Origin of the sequence: Pseudomonas sp. NBRC 111119, assembly GCF_001320125.1 — a bacterium.
GTDB lineage: Bacteria > Pseudomonadota > Gammaproteobacteria > Pseudomonadales > Pseudomonadaceae > Aquipseudomonas > Aquipseudomonas parafulva.
The window spans coordinates 52,216-68,318 of the sequence record NZ_BCAV01000063.1 but is presented as its reverse complement, the minus strand read 5'-3'; the positions used below and the strand labels follow the sequence as shown (position 1 = coordinate 68,318).

Annotated in this window: 18 protein-coding genes and 1 riboswitch; of the genes, 10 read left to right on the top strand and 8 right to left on the bottom strand. The window is 62.5% G+C overall.

Annotated elements, in window-relative coordinates; genetic code table 11:
* Window positions 1-639: a uracil phosphoribosyltransferase gene (gene upp, locus APH25_RS21485; protein ID WP_028631674.1), complete on the bottom strand. Its 639-nt coding sequence runs from the start codon at window positions 637-639 to the stop codon at window positions 1-3.
* Window positions 640-799: 160 nt separating this feature from the next.
* On the opposite strand from upp, the gene APH25_RS21480 reads away from it, so the two are divergent.
* From APH25_RS21480 to APH25_RS21470, 3 genes are all read left to right on the top strand, one after another.
* Complete coding sequence (locus APH25_RS21480; protein WP_028631673.1) at window positions 800-1,357, top strand: hypoxanthine-guanine phosphoribosyltransferase; 558 nt, start codon at window positions 800-802, stop codon at window positions 1,355-1,357.
* A 66-nt stretch (window positions 1,358-1,423) separates the two neighbouring features.
* On the top strand, window positions 1,424-1,894 hold the full coding sequence (locus APH25_RS21475) for a hypothetical protein (protein ID WP_060483304.1): 471 nt from the start codon (window positions 1,424-1,426) through the stop codon (window positions 1,892-1,894).
* A gap of 68 nt (window positions 1,895-1,962) precedes the next feature.
* A complete protein-coding gene (locus APH25_RS21470) occupies window positions 1,963-2,253 on the top strand; it encodes a PA4642 family protein (protein ID WP_028631671.1) in 291 nt (96 codons plus the stop codon).
* A 39-nt stretch (window positions 2,254-2,292) separates the two neighbouring features.
* On the opposite strand, the gene mqo is transcribed toward APH25_RS21470, so the two are convergent.
* Window positions 2,293-3,801 (bottom strand): malate dehydrogenase (quinone), encoded by a 1,509-nt coding sequence (mqo, locus tag APH25_RS21465; RefSeq protein WP_060483303.1) that lies wholly within the window; start codon window positions 3,799-3,801, stop codon window positions 2,293-2,295.
* A 603-nt stretch (window positions 3,802-4,404) separates the two neighbouring features.
* Window positions 4,405-4,638: a hypothetical protein gene (locus APH25_RS21460; RefSeq protein WP_028631669.1), complete on the bottom strand. Its 234-nt coding sequence runs from the start codon at window positions 4,636-4,638 to the stop codon at window positions 4,405-4,407.
* Window positions 4,639-4,793: 155 nt separating this feature from the next.
* Between APH25_RS21460 and APH25_RS21455 the strand changes: the two genes are divergently transcribed.
* A complete protein-coding gene (locus APH25_RS21455; protein ID WP_060483302.1) occupies window positions 4,794-5,378 on the top strand; it encodes a YajG family lipoprotein in 585 nt (194 codons plus the stop codon).
* Between the two features lie 70 nt (window positions 5,379-5,448).
* Here the strand turns inward: APH25_RS21455 and APH25_RS21450 are convergent, their stop codons facing one another.
* Together APH25_RS21450 and APH25_RS21445 are read right to left on the bottom strand one after the other, a co-directional pair.
* A complete protein-coding gene (locus tag APH25_RS21450; protein ID WP_028631667.1) occupies window positions 5,449-5,655 on the bottom strand; it encodes a hypothetical protein in 207 nt (68 codons plus the stop codon).
* Window positions 5,656-5,766: 111 nt separating this feature from the next.
* A complete protein-coding gene (locus APH25_RS21445) occupies window positions 5,767-6,933 on the bottom strand; it encodes a 1-acyl-sn-glycerol-3-phosphate acyltransferase (protein WP_060483301.1) in 1,167 nt (388 codons plus the stop codon).
* A gap of 125 nt (window positions 6,934-7,058) precedes the next feature.
* Between APH25_RS21445 and APH25_RS21440 the strand changes: the two genes are divergently transcribed.
* The 4 genes from APH25_RS21440 (at window position 7,059) to APH25_RS21425 (ending at window position 9,108) form a co-directional block, all read left to right on the top strand.
* Window positions 7,059-7,244, top strand: a complete 186-nt coding sequence (locus APH25_RS21440; RefSeq protein WP_028631665.1) for a CPXCG motif-containing cysteine-rich protein — start codon at window positions 7,059-7,061, stop codon at window positions 7,242-7,244.
* A complete protein-coding gene (locus tag APH25_RS21435; RefSeq protein ID WP_028631664.1) occupies window positions 7,244-7,504 on the top strand; it encodes a putative signal transducing protein in 261 nt (86 codons plus the stop codon). Before APH25_RS21440 ends, APH25_RS21435 begins: the two co-directional genes overlap by 1 nt.
* A gap of 15 nt (window positions 7,505-7,519) precedes the next feature.
* Window positions 7,520-8,140, top strand: a complete 621-nt coding sequence (locus APH25_RS21430) for an SOS response-associated peptidase (RefSeq protein WP_060483300.1) — start codon at window positions 7,520-7,522, stop codon at window positions 8,138-8,140.
* A 149-nt stretch (window positions 8,141-8,289) separates the two neighbouring features.
* The gene (locus tag APH25_RS21425) at window positions 8,290-9,108 is read left to right on the top strand and encodes a M48 family metallopeptidase (protein WP_028631662.1); all 819 of its coding nucleotides are present in this window, start codon (window positions 8,290-8,292) and stop codon (window positions 9,106-9,108) included.
* A gap of 44 nt (window positions 9,109-9,152) precedes the next feature.
* On the opposite strand, the gene APH25_RS21420 is transcribed toward APH25_RS21425, so the two are convergent.
* The 3 genes from APH25_RS21420 to APH25_RS21410 all read right to left on the bottom strand — a co-directional run bounded on the left by APH25_RS21420 (window position 9,153) and on the right by APH25_RS21410 (window position 12,021).
* Window positions 9,153-9,737, bottom strand: a complete 585-nt coding sequence (locus APH25_RS21420) for a TMEM165/GDT1 family protein (protein ID WP_028631661.1) — start codon at window positions 9,735-9,737, stop codon at window positions 9,153-9,155.
* 88 nt (window positions 9,738-9,825) lie between these two features.
* Window positions 9,826-9,965: riboswitch (yybP-ykoY riboswitch) on the bottom strand.
* A 39-nt stretch (window positions 9,966-10,004) separates the two neighbouring features.
* On the bottom strand, window positions 10,005-11,003 hold the full coding sequence (locus tag APH25_RS21415; RefSeq protein ID WP_060483299.1) for a class I SAM-dependent methyltransferase: 999 nt from the start codon (window positions 11,001-11,003) through the stop codon (window positions 10,005-10,007).
* A gap of 52 nt (window positions 11,004-11,055) precedes the next feature.
* The gene (locus APH25_RS21410) at window positions 11,056-12,021 is read right to left on the bottom strand and encodes a 2-hydroxyacid dehydrogenase (protein WP_060483298.1); all 966 of its coding nucleotides are present in this window, start codon (window positions 12,019-12,021) and stop codon (window positions 11,056-11,058) included.
* A gap of 185 nt (window positions 12,022-12,206) precedes the next feature.
* Here APH25_RS21410 and APH25_RS21405 point away from each other — a divergent pair, with 185 nt between their 5' ends.
* Together APH25_RS21405 and APH25_RS21400 are read left to right on the top strand one after the other, a co-directional pair.
* Window positions 12,207-13,889: a fatty acid--CoA ligase gene (locus APH25_RS21405; RefSeq protein WP_060483297.1), complete on the top strand. Its 1,683-nt coding sequence runs from the start codon at window positions 12,207-12,209 to the stop codon at window positions 13,887-13,889.
* 321 nt (window positions 13,890-14,210) lie between these two features.
* A complete protein-coding gene (locus APH25_RS21400) occupies window positions 14,211-16,097 on the top strand; it encodes a DUF1302 domain-containing protein (protein WP_028631657.1) in 1,887 nt (628 codons plus the stop codon).
* The last annotated feature ends 6 nt before the right edge of the window (window positions 16,098-16,103 follow it).

Genomic DNA, 16,103 nt, shown 5'->3' with positions numbered 1-16,103 from the left:
TCAGGCGTCCTTCTGCTTGGTGCCGAAAATCTTGTCACCGGCATCACCCAGGCCCGGCACGATGTAGCCGTGCTCGTTCAGGCGCTCGTCGATGGATGCGGTGAAGATCTGTACGTCCGGGTGGGCTTTCTCGACCACCTGGATGCCCTCGGGGGCGGCGACCAGGACCATGGCGCGGATTTCCCGGCAACCGGCCTTTTTCAGCAGGTCGATAGTCGCGACCATGGAGCCGCCAGTTGCCAGCATCGGGTCAATGATCAGTGCCAGGCGCTGGTTGATATCGGGCGCGAGTTTTTCCAGGTAAGTGTGTGCTTCGAGGGTTTCTTCGTTGCGGGCCACGCCGACGGCGCTGACCTTGGCACCCGGTACCAGGCTGAGCACGCCGTCGAGCATGCCGATACCTGCACGCAGAATCGGCACGACGGTAATTTTCTTGCCGGCGATTTTCTCTACCGCAACTTTGCCACACCAGCCGTCGATCTCGTAGGTTTCGAGGGGCAGGTCCTGGGTGGCTTCATAGGTCAGAAGCGCGCCGACTTCCTGGGCGAGTTCGCGAAAGTTCTTGGTGCTGATATCGGCACGGCGCATGAGGCCGAGCTTGTGGCGGATCAGCGGGTGGCGGATCTCACGGGTGGGCATAGGGGGCTCCGAAAGGCGGGCAAAAAAACCGCGCTAGATTAATCTATTCAGCCTGTGCTGTCGTCTGATCATTCTGCACGTTAGTCCATAAACGCTTGATCTGTGGCGAGCGGATGCGTACCTTTGCCCGCTTTTCCAAAATGCCCCCCTGGAGAGCGCAATGTCCGCCGATCTCGAGCATATTCGCCAAGTGATGCGTGAAGCCGACTGCCTGTATACCGAAGCCGAAGTCGAGGCGGCGATCGCCAAGGTCGGCGAGCAGATCTGCAAGGACCTGCACGACAAGAACCCGGTGGTGTTCTGCGTGATGAACGGTGGCCTGATCTTCTCCGGCAAGCTGCTGACGCACCTGCAGTTCCCGCTCGAAGCCTCATACCTGCATGCCACCCGTTACCGCAACCAGACCAGCGGCGGCGAGCTGTTCTGGAAGGCCAAGCCAGAGGTATCGTTCATCGATCGCGACGTGCTCATCGTCGATGACATCCTCGACGAAGGTCACACCCTCAGCGCCATCATCGAGTTCTGCAAGCACGCAGGAGCGCGCACGGTGCACACCGCGGTACTGATCGACAAGGAACACGACCGCAAGGCCAGCCCCGACCTCAAAGCCAACTATGTCGGGCTGCCTTGCATCGACCGATACATCTTCGGTTATGGCATGGACTACAAAGGTTACTGGCGCAACGCCAACGGCATTTTTGCCGTCAAAGGCATGTAACACCGCGCCAGTCTTACAGCCCCGGTACAGCGTGCTAGAGTGCTCCTTCATGCCAAGGAGCCTTACATGCGTGCGATTCTCCCGTTCCTGCTGGCGGTCAGCCTGCCCCTGGCCGCCGCACCGATGCACAGCCAGTTCCTTCCGCCTGACGACCAGGCCTTGCGCCAGCAGGCGCCCACCGGCCAGCAATTGCTTCAGGTGACCGACTACGCCGTGGTGGTGGGTGCCCAGCGCCAGTCCGACCAACAGCCCATCCCCATCACCTCCACCTTGCAGGTGCGCCTGAAAGGCAAGCCATTGAGCAAGGGTGCCACCATCACCCAGGTGCTGTTGACCTTCGATGGAGAGGCCGCCAAAAGCCTGAAAAAGCCGGTGTACAACGAGAAAACCAAGACCCTTGGCCTGAACTACCCCGTCAGCGACTACCGGGTGATCATGGACCTGCTGCGCAACGAGACGGTGTATGTGCAGTTTCTGACCTACGGCAACGGCCATATCTGGGCTGACCTGCACACAGGTACCGTACGTACGCGTTGAGGCGCGCTGGCTGCGGGGGGTACACTGCCGGCCTTCGAAATCCCGTGATGGTCCAGTTGGAGTCGGCAATGCGTAAAGACAAGAAACAGGTAATCGGTGACGAAATCAGCGACGACTACATCAAGTCGTTTCTTCAGTTTGAGCCGGCAGATGGTGTGACTTCGCCGTCGCTGCACAAGCTGGTCAAAGCCTACCGTGGCCTGCGCGTCGATGATTTCCAGCGTTTTGTGGGCTTCTTTGTGGCAGCCGGCCTGGACCTGGACGGCAAGGACGAGCACGGCAAGACCTTCGTCGAGCAGATCGCCGACCAGCGTAACGCGCCCGAATACATCGAGATTATCGACAACGCACGTGCGTAAGCGGAAGGGCTGGGGCTGCAACGCAGCCCCAGTCTGCAATCACGCGTAGTGCTTGGCCGCCGGGCTGTCTTCAGCCAGGTCCAACGCTGCGTCGTTGTCCGCGCTGATCTTGTGATACAGCGCCGCGTCGGTTGCCAGGGTCTTTTCCCGTGCCGGGAAGATTTCCTTGAGCTTGGCAGCCCATGCACCCTTGGCCTGCTCCGGGAAGCAGCGCTCGATCAGCTCAAGCATGATCGACACCGTCACCGAAGCGCCAGGCGATGCGCCCAGCAGCGCGGCGAGGCTGCCGTCCTGGGCTGCCACCAGCTCGGTGCCGAACTGCAGCACGCCGCCTTTTTTCGGGTCTTTCTTGATGATCTGCACCCGTTGGCCGGCCACTTCCAGGCGCCAGTCTTCGGCCTTGGCGTGTGGGTAGAAGCGGCGCAATGACTCCAGGCGCTGCTCCATCGACTGCATCACTTCGCTGACCAGGTACTTGGTCAGGTCCATGTTGTCGCGGGCCACCGCCAGCATCGGGCCGATGTTGCCCAGGCGCACCGACAGGGGCAGGTCCATCAGCGAACCGTGCTTCAGGAACTTGGTGGTAAAGCCTGCATAGGGGCCGAACAGCAGGGATTTCTTGCCATCGACCACCCGGGTGTCGAGGTGCGGCACCGACATGGGCGGTGCGCCCACGGCAGCCTGGCTGTAGACCTTGGCCTGGTGCTGGCTGACGATCTCCGGGTTGTCGCAGCGCAGCCACTGGCCACTCACGGGGAAGCCGCCGAAGCCTTTGCTCTCTGGAATGCCGGAAGCCTGCAGCAGGGGCAGGGCAGCGCCACCTGCGCCGAGGAAGACGAAGCGCGCATCCACTTCGCGGCTACCACCGCTGTTGACGTCCTTGATGCTCACGGTCCAGCCGTCGCCGTTACGGCGCAGGCCCACCACCTTCTTGCAGTACTTGACCTGCGCGTCGGGCGCATCACCCAGCAGCTTGAGCAACTTGTTGGTCAATGCGCCGAAGTTCACGTCGGTGCCCTTGAGCACACGGGTGGCGGCGATGTGCTGGTCGGCTGGGCGCCCCGGCATCATCAGCGGCATCCACTCGTTCATCACGGCCTTGTCTTCGGTGTATTCCATGTCGGCGAAGGCGTGGTGCTGCTTGAGCAGCTCGTAACGCTTCTTGAGGAATGCGACACCCTTGTCACCTTCGACGTAGCTCAGGTGCGGGACCGGGTTGACGAATGCGCGTGCCGGCCCGAAGTTGCCCTTTTTGCTCAAGTAGGCCCAGAACTGGCGGGACACCTCGAACTGGGTATTGATGTGCACCGCCTTCTTGATGTCGATGCTGCCATCGGCGGCCTGGGGCGTATAGTTGAGCTCGCACAGGCCAGCATGGCCGGTGCCTGCGTTGTTCCACGGGTTGGAACTCTCTGCGGCTCCAGAGTCCATCGCCTCGACGACCTCGAGCTTGAGGCCCGGGTCAAGCTCCTTGAGCAGTACGGCCAGGGTGGCACTCATGATGCCCGCGCCTACCAGTACTACATCAACCGATTCGTTCTGCGCCATTTACCGCGTCTCCACACTCTACAGCTACCTAATTGACAGCACGGCATACCGGGTTCGCCAGGATCGCCATGTCCGACTTTTCGCAGTTCTTGAAGCGTTCGCGGACACCGCCAGTCAGTCTTGGGGTTGCTACATTGAACCCTGTTTGCCATGGGTGCGGCAATTCGACTTATGGTCAAGGTGTCGTGCGTGCGATATGGAACGGCTCAGACACGCATCCGGGATGAAGGTTCTTGCCGCCTGTTCAGGGCTGTTCGGGACACATCTGCTGCTTTTGCACATGCCAGATTGTTCATTTGCTCGCCACACTCTTGTGAAGTAGTGAAAACCGTTTTTTCCACGCTCTTTTGGAGACGTGAACCTCAAAAGGGGACTGCGCGATGGCAACCCGCAGGTTCATGCAGTGTGAAGGGCCGGAAAAGCAGGCACGACAGCCGATGCAAGACCTGAGTGGAAGGCTCTCTGTGGGCGAGGCGGGTGAAGTTGCCGGGGTCAGACGGCGAGTGCGGGGCCCGATCAGGAGACGTCCTTATAATCGGGGGGAGATTATAGCGATGTCGCGGGGAGAAATGTCGTCAATTCGTGGTTTTATTGCAGCGTTTTTCAAGCGGCGAGGATGCGCTGGTGCCAGGGGCGGCTTGCACGGTTGCAAACCCGGGCGCTGGCCGGCAGTTCGCGGCCCAGCCAGGCGAGGTGGATATCGTGAACCTGTACCCAGCCGCCGCCGCTGGGTAGCTGCCGGCATTGCATGAAGGCCAGGCATTTGCCCGTGCCGTCGAGCCGGGCATAGGCGTTGCCGGGTTTACGTTGCAGTAGCAGGTTCCAGAGCGAAGCCATGGCAGGTGTCCTGTGCAGTGAGGCCTGGCGCAAGCATAAGGGGCAGCCGGTTAAACGATTGTGACAGCGCGCACTGGCCGCGCATGCCGCTTGCAGGCCAGGCCCCGCCGCTAGGTATACTGTGCTCCTTCGCCGCACTTTCTGGAGAAACGCGCATGTTGCAACGTCTGTTGTTCGGTTTGATCGCCGTAGCCAGCCTCAGCCTGGTCGGCTGTGCCCACAGTCCGCAACAACTCAGCCCGCAACCCAAACTGACCGCGCCGCTTGCCCCGGTGGGCAACGGCCAGCCAGTGGTGGTGCGTGTGGTCGATGGCCGGCCGTCGCCGTCCCTGGGGACGCGCGGTGGCATGTACCCGGAAACCAGCACCATCAGCGTCAACGCCAATGACGTGGTGCCCAAGCTGCAGGCCCAAGCCGAAGCCGCCGTGCGCCTGCTGGGCTTTACCCCCACTTCCGGTGCAGGCAGTGCGCCGCAGCTGACCGTGACCCTGGCTGAGCTCAAGTACCAGTCGCCCAAAGACAACCTGTACGTGACCGAAGCCACCATTGGCGCCACCTTCCGTGCCGATGTCACCAACAACGGCCGCCGCTACAGTGGCCGCTATGGTGCTTCGCTGGACCAGCGGTTTGGCATGGCCCCCAACCAGGACACCAACACCCAGCTGGTGGGCGATGTACTGAGCGATGCGCTGACCCGGCTGTTCAAGGACCCAAGCATCGGCCAGACGCTGGCGCGGTAATTACCGGCTTTGCAGGCCCCCAACCGCTGCCCCCACACAGGGCAGCGGTTTTTTTACGCCTTTGCGAGGCTCAGGCCGCGTCGATGTGAAAGTCCAGCACGCTGATACCGGTGCCGGTGTCCACCTCTGGCCAGTGGTCATGCACGTGCCCGCCGAGGGCGCAGTAAACCAGCCACTGGCGGTCTTGCACGTTGATGGCGAAACCGTCGATCAATGCCTGTTGCTCATCGCTCTGAGCGACCAGATAGAGGCGGTCCTGGTTTTCGGCGTGCAGCATGAACGGGCTCCGGTTCGTTGAAAGGCCGACAGGGTGGCCTGTTCTGATGACGAACGCGTGACAGGTGAAATTAAATGGGGAAGGGGCGCGTGCTGCGCCCCATGCAGGGGATCAGGCTACAGGTGCCTGCTGCTTGACCTGATACTGGTTGCGCACCGGGGTCGCATACTGCAGCACCAGGTAAGGCTGCTGCTCGGGCGGGCAGGCATCCAGGCGACGCTGCCATTCCTCTTTGGCCTTGGCCAGCTCGTCGGCCGGGAACACCTTGTCGGCGCCGGGCACCTGCAGGGTATCGTCCTTGTCTGCCCACATCGCGTAGGCCAGGTAGTGCACCGGGAACAACCGGTAGCCGGCCAGAATCTGCCGGTCGACTGCTGCAGCCAGTTGCTTGGCGTCTTCGTGGTACTCGGTGACCGGCGCGGCAAAGTTGATGTGCACCCGGCCCTTGTAGCCGGTGATGCCCTTGGCGATGCTCTGGTCGTCCTCGCCTGGCGCCTTCTTGTAGGTGCCGGTGGTGGCCCGGATATACAGTTCGCGGGCCTTGGCCTGGTCGCAGGGGTCGTATTCGTAGCTGATCGAAACAGGCGTCAGGTTCAGGCTCTGGATGACCGCACCGAAGGCCTCGTCCTTGCGGCTCATGTGGAACATCTTGAGGATGGCCGAGTCGGTGCGATCATCACCGTCCTTGGCCCGGCCTTCGGCCTGGGCGATCCAGATCGAGGTGGCATCGTTGCGGATGGAGTGGTTGATGTAGGCCGAGAGCAACTGGTAGGCCGCCAGCTTCTCGCGGCGCCCGGTGATGGACCGGTGCACGATGAAGCTTTTGTTCAGGCGCATCATGTCGCTGACGAACGGCTTCTGCAGCAAATTGTCGCCGATGGCAATGCGCGGGGTCGGCAGGCCGGCGTGGTACACCGCGTAATTGACGAAGGCGGGGTCCATGACGATGTCGCGATGGTTGGCCAGAAACAGATAGGCAGTGCCAGCCTTGAGATGCTCGACCCCGGTATAGGTGACGCCATCGGTGGCACGGTCGATAGTCTGGTCGACGTAGTACTCCACCTTGTCCTGCAAGGTGGAAACGCAGGTCACACCGGCGAATTCCTTGCGCAGGCGCCGGGCGATCAGCGGTTTGAGCAACCAGCCGAAAGCGCCGGCCGCACGGGGGAAACGGAAGTGCGTGAGAATATCGAGAAATGCCGGGTCGCTGAACAGCCTTGCCAGCACGGCAGGGACCTCAGCGTCGTCGTAGGGTCGGATGGCATCGAATTCGCCCATCATGCTCTCTTGTTAGAAACGGCTAGGGTAATAAGGTAGGGGCGGGCTCCGAAAAACGGCTCGGACGCACACGGGCCCTGTAAACAGACCGGCAATTATACGCATAACTCACTGCGGAGGCCCCGATGCTGGAAACCGACTTCTATGATTGCCCGTATTGTGGCGAGCGGGTGGAAACCACCGTCGACCTCTCGGCGGGTGATCAGGTTTACACTGAGGACTGCCAGGTGTGCTGCCAGCCGGTGATCTTCAGCTTGCAGGTGCACGATGACGAATGGATGCTCGAGGTCAGACGTGAGGACGATGCGTGATGCGGCGTATCTACGAACCCGAAAACCTGCTTGAGGCGGAAATGCTGGCCGGTATGCTGGCCAGCGAAGGCGTGCGCGCGCATCTGGTGGGCCGTGACCTGGTGGGCGCAGCCGGTGAGTTGCCGATTCACGGTCTGCTGGGCCTGGCGGTGGACGACGAGCACGCCGAGTACGCACGGCAGTTGATCGATGCGTACAATGACGCCCAGCCGATGGTTGGCGACGAACCGGAGAGTTTCCCCGGCACCTTGATCTGCTAGGTTCAGAATTCCCCCATGTGTGGACGTTATGCCCTGTTTCGCTGGCCTCAGGCACTGGCCAGCCTGCCAGGCTTCCCGGTCGGTCACCCCGCCCAATGGAACATTTCGCCCGGTGCCTCGGTGCTCATCCAGCGCCAGCTCGAGGGTGGGCCGGAGGTGGCGAGGGTGCGCTGGGGCTTGACGCCCGCCTGGCTGACCGACCTGTCACGTACCCCTGCCCATGCCCGGGCCGAAACCCTGGCCGAGCAGCCGATGTTCCGCGAAGCCTTTCGCCAGCGCCGCTGCCTGATGCCGGCCAACGGCTTTTACGAATGGCGTGGCAGCGTGCGCAAACGGCCCTACTGGCTAACGCCGGGCGAGGGGGCGTCGTTGTACTTCGCGGCCATCTGGGAGGCATACCCGGTGCAGGACCAGGTGTGGTTGAGTTGCGCGGTGGTGACGCAGGCCGCGGTGAACCAGCGCCGGCCCCTGATACTGGACGAAGCGGGGCGCGAAGCCTGGCTGGACCCGCTGACACCACTGAGCCGCCTGCAGGAGTTGCTGGCGAGCCCGCCTGCGCCCCTGCGCGAGTGCGCCCTGGCCCATTTCGTCAACGACCCGAAGCTGGATGCCCCGGAGTGCTTGACCCCGGCCTGATGCGATCCAAAGGTGCACGATCAGGTGGGCTGGTTTACACCCACCGATACCTGCGGCCGCGTCTACGTGGGTAAATTCTTACCTGCGGCTATGGCGGGCAACCCTTGAGTCATCCTAGGATACGGCGCATGTCGAAAGGGAGTGATTTCATGCGTAAAGGTTTAGTCGTCAGCCTGCTGAGTGCTGGCATCCTGCTAGCTGGTTGCCAGGCGGTGAACACTACCAGTGGCGGCTCTGTGGGTGTAGAGCGCAAGCAGTACATGTTCAGCATGCTGTCGCCCGATGAAGTGAACAAGATGTACGCCCAGTCTTATCAGCAGACCCTGGGCGAGGCCTCCAGCAAAGGGCTGCTGGACAAGTCCAGCGCCGATGCCCGGCGCGTACAGGCCATTGCCAACCGCTTGATCGCCCAGGCCCCCAAGTTCCGGCCCGATGCCGCCCAGTGGAACTGGGAAGTCAACGTGATCAAGAGTGACGAACTCAACGCCAACTGCGGCCCGGGCGGCAAGATCATCGTCTACACCGGCCTGATCGATCAGCTCAACCTCAACGACGCCGAGATTGCCGCCGTGGTAGGCCACGAGATCGCCCACGCCCTGCGTGAACACAGCCGCGAGGCCATGTCCAAAGCCTACGGCGTGCAAATGGCCCGTTCCGGCGCCGGTGCGCTCCTGGGCCTCGGCCAGGACAGCATGGCCCTGGCCGACACCGTGGTGAACTACGCCATGACCCTGCCCAACAGCCGTGCCAACGAGAACGAAGCCGACCTGATCGGCCTTGAGTTGTCGGCCCGCGCCGGCTACGACCCTAACGCAGCCATCACCTTGTGGAACAAGATGAGCAAGGCTTCGGAAGGGGCGCCGCCTGAGTTCATGAGCACTCACCCCGCATCGGCCAGCCGCATTGCGTCGCTGCAGGCCGCCATTCCGAAGGTGATGCCGCTGTACCAGGCTGCTGCCAAGCCATAAAAACCGTGCAAGCCGCCCGCAGATGCCGGCGGCTTGCAGCCCCTTCAGCCCACCCAGCCGCTGGCCTTCATGGCCGAATACACCGCGACGATGGCCAGCACGAAGAACGCAGCCGCTGCCAGGCGGCGGATCAGCGTCAACGGCAGTTTGTCTGCAGCGAAGTTGCCCGCCAGCACCACGGGTACGTTGGCGATCAGCATGCCCAGCGTGGTGCCGACGATCACCATGATCAGGTGCGGGTATTGTGCGGCCAGCATCACCGTGGCCACTTGGGTCTTGTCACCGATTTCGGCCAGGAAGAAGGCGATGAGGGTGGTGAGGAACGGGCCGAAGCGGCGCGCCGGGTTTTCGTCGTCGTCCATCTTGTCCGGTACCAGCGTCCACAGTGCGGTGGCGGTGAAACTTGCGGCAAGGATCCAGTGCAGGGCGGCGTCGCTGAAGAAACTGCCAAACCACGCACCTACTGCGCCGGCGGCAGCATGGTTGGCCAGCGTGGCGGCAACGATACCGGCAATGATCGGCCACGGTTTACGAAAACGCGCGGCAAGAATGAGCGCAAGCAATTGCGTCTTGTCGCCGATTTCGGCAAGCGCAACGATGGCGGTGGGGACCAACAGAGATTCCAGCATCAGGATTCCTACGGGGGCGGGTCGACACGGCTATGACACGTACAGCCTTCCCGCCCCGGGTAAGGTGTGCGTGTCATAGGTCTTGTCAAACCCTGGATCTGTCTGCGCAGATCTGGCCATGCAAGGGTGCATGGTGGGTCGCACGCGCCATGGTCTGTGGACCAAGTATGTTGACGCGTACCGGGCGAGCGGGTGGCTCGCGGGAGACTACTCCCCTAGGACGGAGCGGATTCTGCCTAGGCGAAACGGTTTCGGCAAGCGTTGTTTTCAGCCACGTGTCGCCTGATAAATCCGAAACCCATCCGCTTCGTCGCGTACCCGGCAATTGCCCAACGCCCCTTCGATAAGGGGTTGGTAGCGCAGAAAACTGTTGGCAACCAGGCGAAGTTCGCCACCTTTTCGCAGGTGTTCGGCGGATTTTTTCAGCATGGTTTCCGAGGCGTGGTAGTCGGTGTGTACGCCGGTATGGAACGGTGGATTGCTCAGCACCAGGCTCAGGTCAAAAGGCGCTGCGTCGATCCCGTCACCGTGAATGACCTCGCCCTCAAGGCCATTGTCAGCCAGGGTCAGGCGGCTGGCGGCAACGGCAAAGGCGTCCACGTCCAGCAGTGTAAGGCGGCTTTGTGGATAGCGCCGTTTCACTGCAGCACCCAGCACGCCCGCACCACAACCGAAGTCCAGTACATGGCCGTCCGGCAGCCCATCGAGGTGCTTGAGCAACAGGGCGGTGCCCCGGTCCAGGCGGCCATGGCTGAACACGCCCGGCAGGCTGGTGACGCGCAAGGGGCCGTCTGGCAGGGCCAGCTCGAAACGTTGCGCCAGGCTTTCAAGCGGCTGCGCCTGGGGCGCCTGTTCGACGGTGACCTGCCAGAGCTGGCAGTGCCGGGCGCTGTCGAGCTTGCGAGGTTTGCCAAAGGCCTGCAACTGCCTGGCTACGGCCTCGATACCCCCGCGTTTTTCCCCCACCACGTACAGTTCGCCGCCCGCCAACGGTGCAGCCAGCGCATTGAGCAGGTAGGCAGCCAGTTCGCGTGATTTGGGCAGGAACAGCACGGCCGCAGTGAACGCCACGGCCGGTGGTTCCACCCCGCAGTGGCTGCGCATTGCGTAACGGTTGGCCAAGGCTGCATGGTCGCCGGCGTGCCAGGTCCAGGCATGGGCTTCAGGCAACTGGCCGAGCAGGTCGTCAGCCGGTGCTCCGGCTATCAGCAGCGGGCCTTGGAACAGCTCTGCCTGGCGGAGCAACACTTGACTACGCGGGTCCATGGACGAGGCCTCCGGAAAAAGTGGCGCAGTGTACCAGAGGCGCCACGTTGGCTCAGCTGACCACTCGCTGCGCCTGCCCGGCGAAGAAGGCCTGAGCGTTTTCGGCCAGCTGCCCGACGATGCGCTGGCGGGCCTCCACCGCGCCCCAGGCGCTGTGGGGCGTGACGATCAAGCGTGGGATGCTGGGCTCGAGCAGTGGGTTGCCGTGAACCGGCGGCTCGACGCTGAGCACGTCGGTAGCCGCACCGCCCAGGTGGCCACTGCGCAGGGCATCGGCCAGCGCCTGCTCGTCGATCAAACCGCCTCGGGCAGTGTTCACCACCAGGGCGCCGGGCTTGAGCAGCGCCAGCTCGCGGGCACCGATCATGTGCCGGGTCTGGTCGTTGAGCGGGCAGTGCAAGGTCAGGGCATCGACCTGAGGCAGCAGCTCATCGAGCGGCAGGCGGTCGTTGCGGCTGGGTCGCCCGGGTATCTGCCCGCTCAGCACGCGCATGCCAAACGCCTCGGCCAGCCGCGCCACCGCGCCACCCAGTTCCCCATGGCCCAGCAGGCCGAGGGTTTTACCCTCCAGTTCGACGATGGGGAAGTCCAGCAGGCAAAACTGGCTGGCCTGTGCCCAGCGGCCTTCACGCACGGCCTGCTGGTAGTCGCACAGGCGGGTGGCCAGTGCCAGCAACAGGGCCAGGGTATGCTGGGCCACTGAAGGGGTGCCGTAGCCCTGGCAGTTGCAAACGGTGATGCCTTGCGCATGCGCAGCGGCCAAGTCGACGTTGTTGGTGCCAGTGGCAGCCACCAGAATCAGCTTTAGCTGCGGGTTGGCAGCCAGGGTTGCGGCATCCAGTACCACCTTGTTGCTGATGACCGCGGTTGCCCCTTGCAGGCGCTCTGCCACCTGCTCCGGGCGGGTGGCCGCGAACAGTTCGAAGGTGTCGAACTGCTGCTTCAGGGGCGAGAGGTCAAGGTCGCCAAGGTCCAGGGAGTGGTGGTCGAGAAACACGGCGTGACGCGGGCTGGGCATGGAGTTCTCCGGTGGCTGATCGCAGGCTTCAACCCAGTGTCCAGCCCCTTGCAACCGCCCGTCAACGCCCACCCCTCAACACCTGCGCCTGGCAAATCATTCCTTCGGCTGATTTGGCTGTCATATCGGCGAACTACAGTAACGGCCACACGTTTCCAGCCTGCTGCTCAATGAAAGGGATATTTATGTTGCAGACCCGCATCATCAAGCCCGCCGAGGGCGCCTATGCGTACCCGCTGCTGATCAAGCGCCTGCTGATGTCTGCAAGCCGCTACGAGAAAACCCGCGAAATCGTCTACCGGGACACGCTGCGCCTGACCTACCCGCAGCTTAACGAACGTATTGCACGGCTGGCCAACGTGCTGACTGCCGCCGGCGTGAAGGCCGGTGATACCGTGGCGGTGATGGACTGGGACAGCCACCGTTACCTGGAGTGCATGTTCGCCATTCCCATGATCGGGGCGGTGGTGCACACCATCAACGTGCGCCTGTCGCCCGAGCAGATCCTCTACACCATGAACCACGCCGAAGACCGCCTGGTGTTGGTCAACAGTGATTTTGCAGGCCTGTACCAGTCCATTGCCGGGCAATTGACCACGGTCGAGCGCACGGTACTGCTGACCGACGATGCGGCCAGCCAGGCCACGTTGCCAGGCATGGAGGGCGAATACGAACAACTGCTGGCCGCTGCCAGCCCGCACTACGACTTCCCCGATTTCGACGAAAACTCGGTGGCCACTACGTTCTACACCACCGGTACCACGGGCAACCCCAAGGGGGTGTATTTCACCCACCGGCAACTGGTGCTGCACACGCTGGCCGAAACGTCGGTGACCGGCAGTATCGACAGCGTGCGCCTGATCGGCAGCGATGACGTGTACATGCCGATAACCCCCATGTTCCATGTGCATGCCTGGGGTATCCCTTATGCCGCCACCATGCTGGGCATGAAGCAGGTGTACCCCGGCCGCTACGAGCCAGAAATGCTGGTCAGGCTGTGGCGTGAAGAACGGGTCACGTTCTCTCACTGCGTGCCTACCATCTTGCAGATGCTGCTGAACTGCCCAAGCGCCCAGGGGCAGCACTTCGGTGGCTGGAAGATCATCATCGGCGGCAGTGCCTTGAACCGCTCGTTGTACCAGGCTGCCCTGGCCCGCGGCATCCAGCTCACGGCGGCGTATGGCATGTCCGAAACCTGCCCGCTGATTTCTGCGGCCCACCTCAATGATGAACTGCGTGCCGGCAGCGAAGATGAACGGGTCAGCTATCGCATCAAGGCCGGCGTGCCGGTGCCCCTGGTGGAAGCTGCCATTGTCGACGCCGAAGGCAACTTCCTGCCTGCCGATGGCGAAACCCAGGGGGAGCTGGTGCTGCGCGCACCCTGGCTGACCCAGGGCTACCTGAACGAACCCGAGAAGAGCGAGGCCCTGTGGCAAGGCGGCTGGCTGCACACAGGTGACGTCGCCACCCTCGACAGCATGGGTTTCATCGATATCCGCGACCGCATCAAGGATGTGATCAAGACCGGCGGCGAGTGGGTATCTTCGCTGGACCTCGAAGACCTGATCAGCCGGCACGCGGCGGTTCGCGAAGTCGCTGTGGTCGGCGTGGCCGACCCACAATGGGGGGAACGGCCATTCGCCCTGCTGGTACTCAGGGAAGGCCAGGCGGTCGATGCCAAGGCACTTAAAGACCATTTGAAGCCGTTCGTGGAGCAAGGGCAGATCAACAAGTGGGCGATTCCAAGCCAGATCGCCGTTGTTACTGAAATTCCCAAGACCAGTGTCGGCAAGCTCGACAAGAAACGTATCCGCCAGGACATCGTCCAGTGGCAAGCCAGCAACAGTGCGTTTCTTTCCACCTTGTAACAGGGCGGTAACCGGGGTGTCTGCGGCAATCTGCCCGGGGGTAACCCACGTGGCAGAGCGGCCCGGCGTCTTGCCAAACGGCGCAAATGCGCCATCCTTGAGCACTGCCAGCCTGCACGCGGAGCAAACACCAGCGGGTTGGCGGCATGGAGCGCAAATCACACTTTAGAGGGATCAAGCGCCTGTGCCTTGCTGGCTATAGTCGGGGTCAGGGGCTTTTCGGGAGGGGAGGGTACGCAGGCGCACGCTTGCATGCCGGTCGTTCAGGCCATTCCTGAAGGGACTCACTGCCATAACAAAAAAGTACATGGAGTAGCGTCGATGAAATCTGCAAACCCGTTCTGGCGCAGGGCCAGGTTGCCCATGGCCGTCAGCCTTGCTTCCACGCTCGCCGGCCCAGCATTCGCAGTCAGCTTCAACATTGGTGAAATCGAAGGCCAGTTCGACTCGTCGCTCTCCATAGGCGCCAGCTGGTCGACCGCCAACCCCAACCGCAACCTCATCGGGGTCAACAACGGCGGCAAGGGCCTGTCGCAAACCTCTGACGATGGCCACCTGAACTTCAAGAAGGGCGAAACCTTCTCCAAGATCTTCAAGGGTATTCACGACCTGGAGCTCAAGTACGGCGACACCGGCATCTTTGTGCGCGGCAAGTACTGGTACGACTTTGAACTCAAAGACGAGCACCGCCAGTTCAAAGACATCAGTGATTCCAACCGCAAGGAGGGCGCCAAGTCGTCCGGTGCCGAACTGCTCGACGCCTTCGTCTACCACAACTACTCCATCGGCGACCAACCGGGCTCGGTGCGCCTGGGCAAGCAAGTGGTGAGCTGGGGCGAAAGCACCTTCATCGGCAGCGGCATCAACGCCATCAACCCCATCGACGTGTCGGCGTTTCGCCGGCCCGGGGCCGAGATCAAGGAAGGCCTGATCCCGGTCAACATGTTCTATATCTCCCAGAGCCTCACCGACAACCTGTCAGCCGAGGCGTTCTACCAGCTTGAGTGGGACCAGACGGTTGTCGACAACTGCGGCACCTTCTTCTCCCAGCCAGACATCATTGCCGACGGCTGCAACAACAACCTGCGCGTGCTCAACAGCAGCCGCACCGTGCCGGCAGCAGCCCGCCAGTTCCTGGCCACGCGGGGTGTGAACATCAACGAAGAAGGGGTGATGGTGCGCCGGGGCGGCGACCGCGATGCCCGTGACAGCGGGCAGTTCGGCGTGGCCATGCGCTACATGTTCGAGCCGCTGGACACCGAGTTCGGTGCCTACTTCATGAACTACCACAGCCGCGCGCCGATCTTCAGCGCCACCGGCGCATCCCCCTCGGTGTTCGCCGCCATCCCGACCCTGCCAGCGCAACTGCGGGCCCTGGCGCCGCTGATCGTTGCCGGCAACTCGCAGTACTTCGTGGAATACCCCGAAGACATCCGCCTGTATGGCCTTAGCTTCTCCACCACACTGCCCACCGGTACAGCGTGGAGTGGTGAACTCAGTTACCGCCCCAACGCACCGGTGCAGTTGAACACCACCGATATTCTGTTTGCTGGCGTACGCCCGCTGGGCGGCGCACTCAGCAATGCTTCGCTGCTGACCGGCACCCCGGGCCAGGACCTGCATGGCTATCGCCGCAAGGAAGTCACCCAGTTCCAGACTACCCTCACGCACTTCTTCGACCAGGTGATGGGCGCCAGCCGCATGACCGTGGTAGGTGAGGTGGGCGTGACCCACGTCGGTGGCCTGGAGAGCGCCTACGACACCCGCTATGGCCGCGACCCGGTTTACGGCCCAGGCCCACTGCCTTCTACCGGTGGCGCCAATACCTGCCAGGCACTCAACGCCAGCACCATCGCCGGTGCCGGGCCGGGCAGCTCCACGGCCAACCTGAACCGCAAGTGTGAAAACGACGGCTATACCACCAGCACTTCCTGGGGTTACCGCGCCCGCGTGATCTGGGATTACCCGGACGTGTTCGCCGGGGTCAACCTCAAGCCCAGCGTGGCCTGGTCCCATGATGTGTCCGGTTACTCGCCAGGCCCGGGCGGCAACTTCGAGGAAGGTCGCAAGGCAGTCAGCCTGGGGCTGGACGCCGAGTACCAGAACACCTACACCGCCAGCCTCTCGTACACCAACTTCTTCGACGGCAAGTACACCACCGTGGATGATCGCGACTTCGTCGCCCTCAGCTTCGGCGTGAACTTCTAAGCAAAC

Bases quoted from the DNA above. Each gene is read 5' to 3' on its own strand.
- APH25_RS21405 (WP_060483297.1), top strand. From the start codon at position 12,207: ATGTTGCAGACCCGCATCATCAAGCCCGCCGAGGGCGCCTATGCGTAC.
- APH25_RS21455 (WP_060483302.1), top strand. From the start codon at position 4,794: ATGTTGCAACGTCTGTTGTTCGGTTTGATCGCCGTAGCCAGCCTCAGC.
- APH25_RS21460 (WP_028631669.1), bottom strand. From the start codon at position 4,638: ATGGCTTCGCTCTGGAACCTGCTACTGCAACGTAAACCCGGCAACGCC.
- APH25_RS21415 (WP_060483299.1), bottom strand. From the start codon at position 11,003: ATGGACCCGCGTAGTCAAGTGTTGCTCCGCCAGGCAGAGCTGTTCCAA.
- APH25_RS21420 (WP_028631661.1), bottom strand. From the start codon at position 9,737: ATGCTGGAATCTCTGTTGGTCCCCACCGCCATCGTTGCGCTTGCCGAA.
- upp (WP_028631674.1), bottom strand. From the start codon at position 639: ATGCCCACCCGTGAGATCCGCCACCCGCTGATCCGCCACAAGCTCGGC.
- APH25_RS21435 (WP_028631664.1), top strand. From the start codon at position 7,244: ATGCGGCGTATCTACGAACCCGAAAACCTGCTTGAGGCGGAAATGCTG.
- APH25_RS21430 (WP_060483300.1), top strand. From the start codon at position 7,520: ATGTGTGGACGTTATGCCCTGTTTCGCTGGCCTCAGGCACTGGCCAGC.
- APH25_RS21475 (WP_060483304.1), top strand. From the start codon at position 1,424: ATGCGTGCGATTCTCCCGTTCCTGCTGGCGGTCAGCCTGCCCCTGGCC.
- APH25_RS21410 (WP_060483298.1), bottom strand. From the start codon at position 12,021: ATGCCCAGCCCGCGTCACGCCGTGTTTCTCGACCACCACTCCCTGGAC.
- APH25_RS21450 (WP_028631667.1), bottom strand. From the start codon at position 5,655: ATGCTGCACGCCGAAAACCAGGACCGCCTCTATCTGGTCGCTCAGAGC.
- mqo (WP_060483303.1), bottom strand. From the start codon at position 3,801: ATGGCGCAGAACGAATCGGTTGATGTAGTACTGGTAGGCGCGGGCATC.
- APH25_RS21445 (WP_060483301.1), bottom strand. From the start codon at position 6,933: ATGGGCGAATTCGATGCCATCCGACCCTACGACGACGCTGAGGTCCCT.
- APH25_RS21400 (WP_028631657.1), top strand. From the start codon at position 14,211: ATGAAATCTGCAAACCCGTTCTGGCGCAGGGCCAGGTTGCCCATGGCC.
- APH25_RS21425 (WP_028631662.1), top strand. From the start codon at position 8,290: ATGCGTAAAGGTTTAGTCGTCAGCCTGCTGAGTGCTGGCATCCTGCTA.
- APH25_RS21480 (WP_028631673.1), top strand. From the start codon at position 800: ATGTCCGCCGATCTCGAGCATATTCGCCAAGTGATGCGTGAAGCCGAC.
- APH25_RS21470 (WP_028631671.1), top strand. From the start codon at position 1,963: ATGCGTAAAGACAAGAAACAGGTAATCGGTGACGAAATCAGCGACGAC.
- APH25_RS21440 (WP_028631665.1), top strand. From the start codon at position 7,059: ATGCTGGAAACCGACTTCTATGATTGCCCGTATTGTGGCGAGCGGGTG.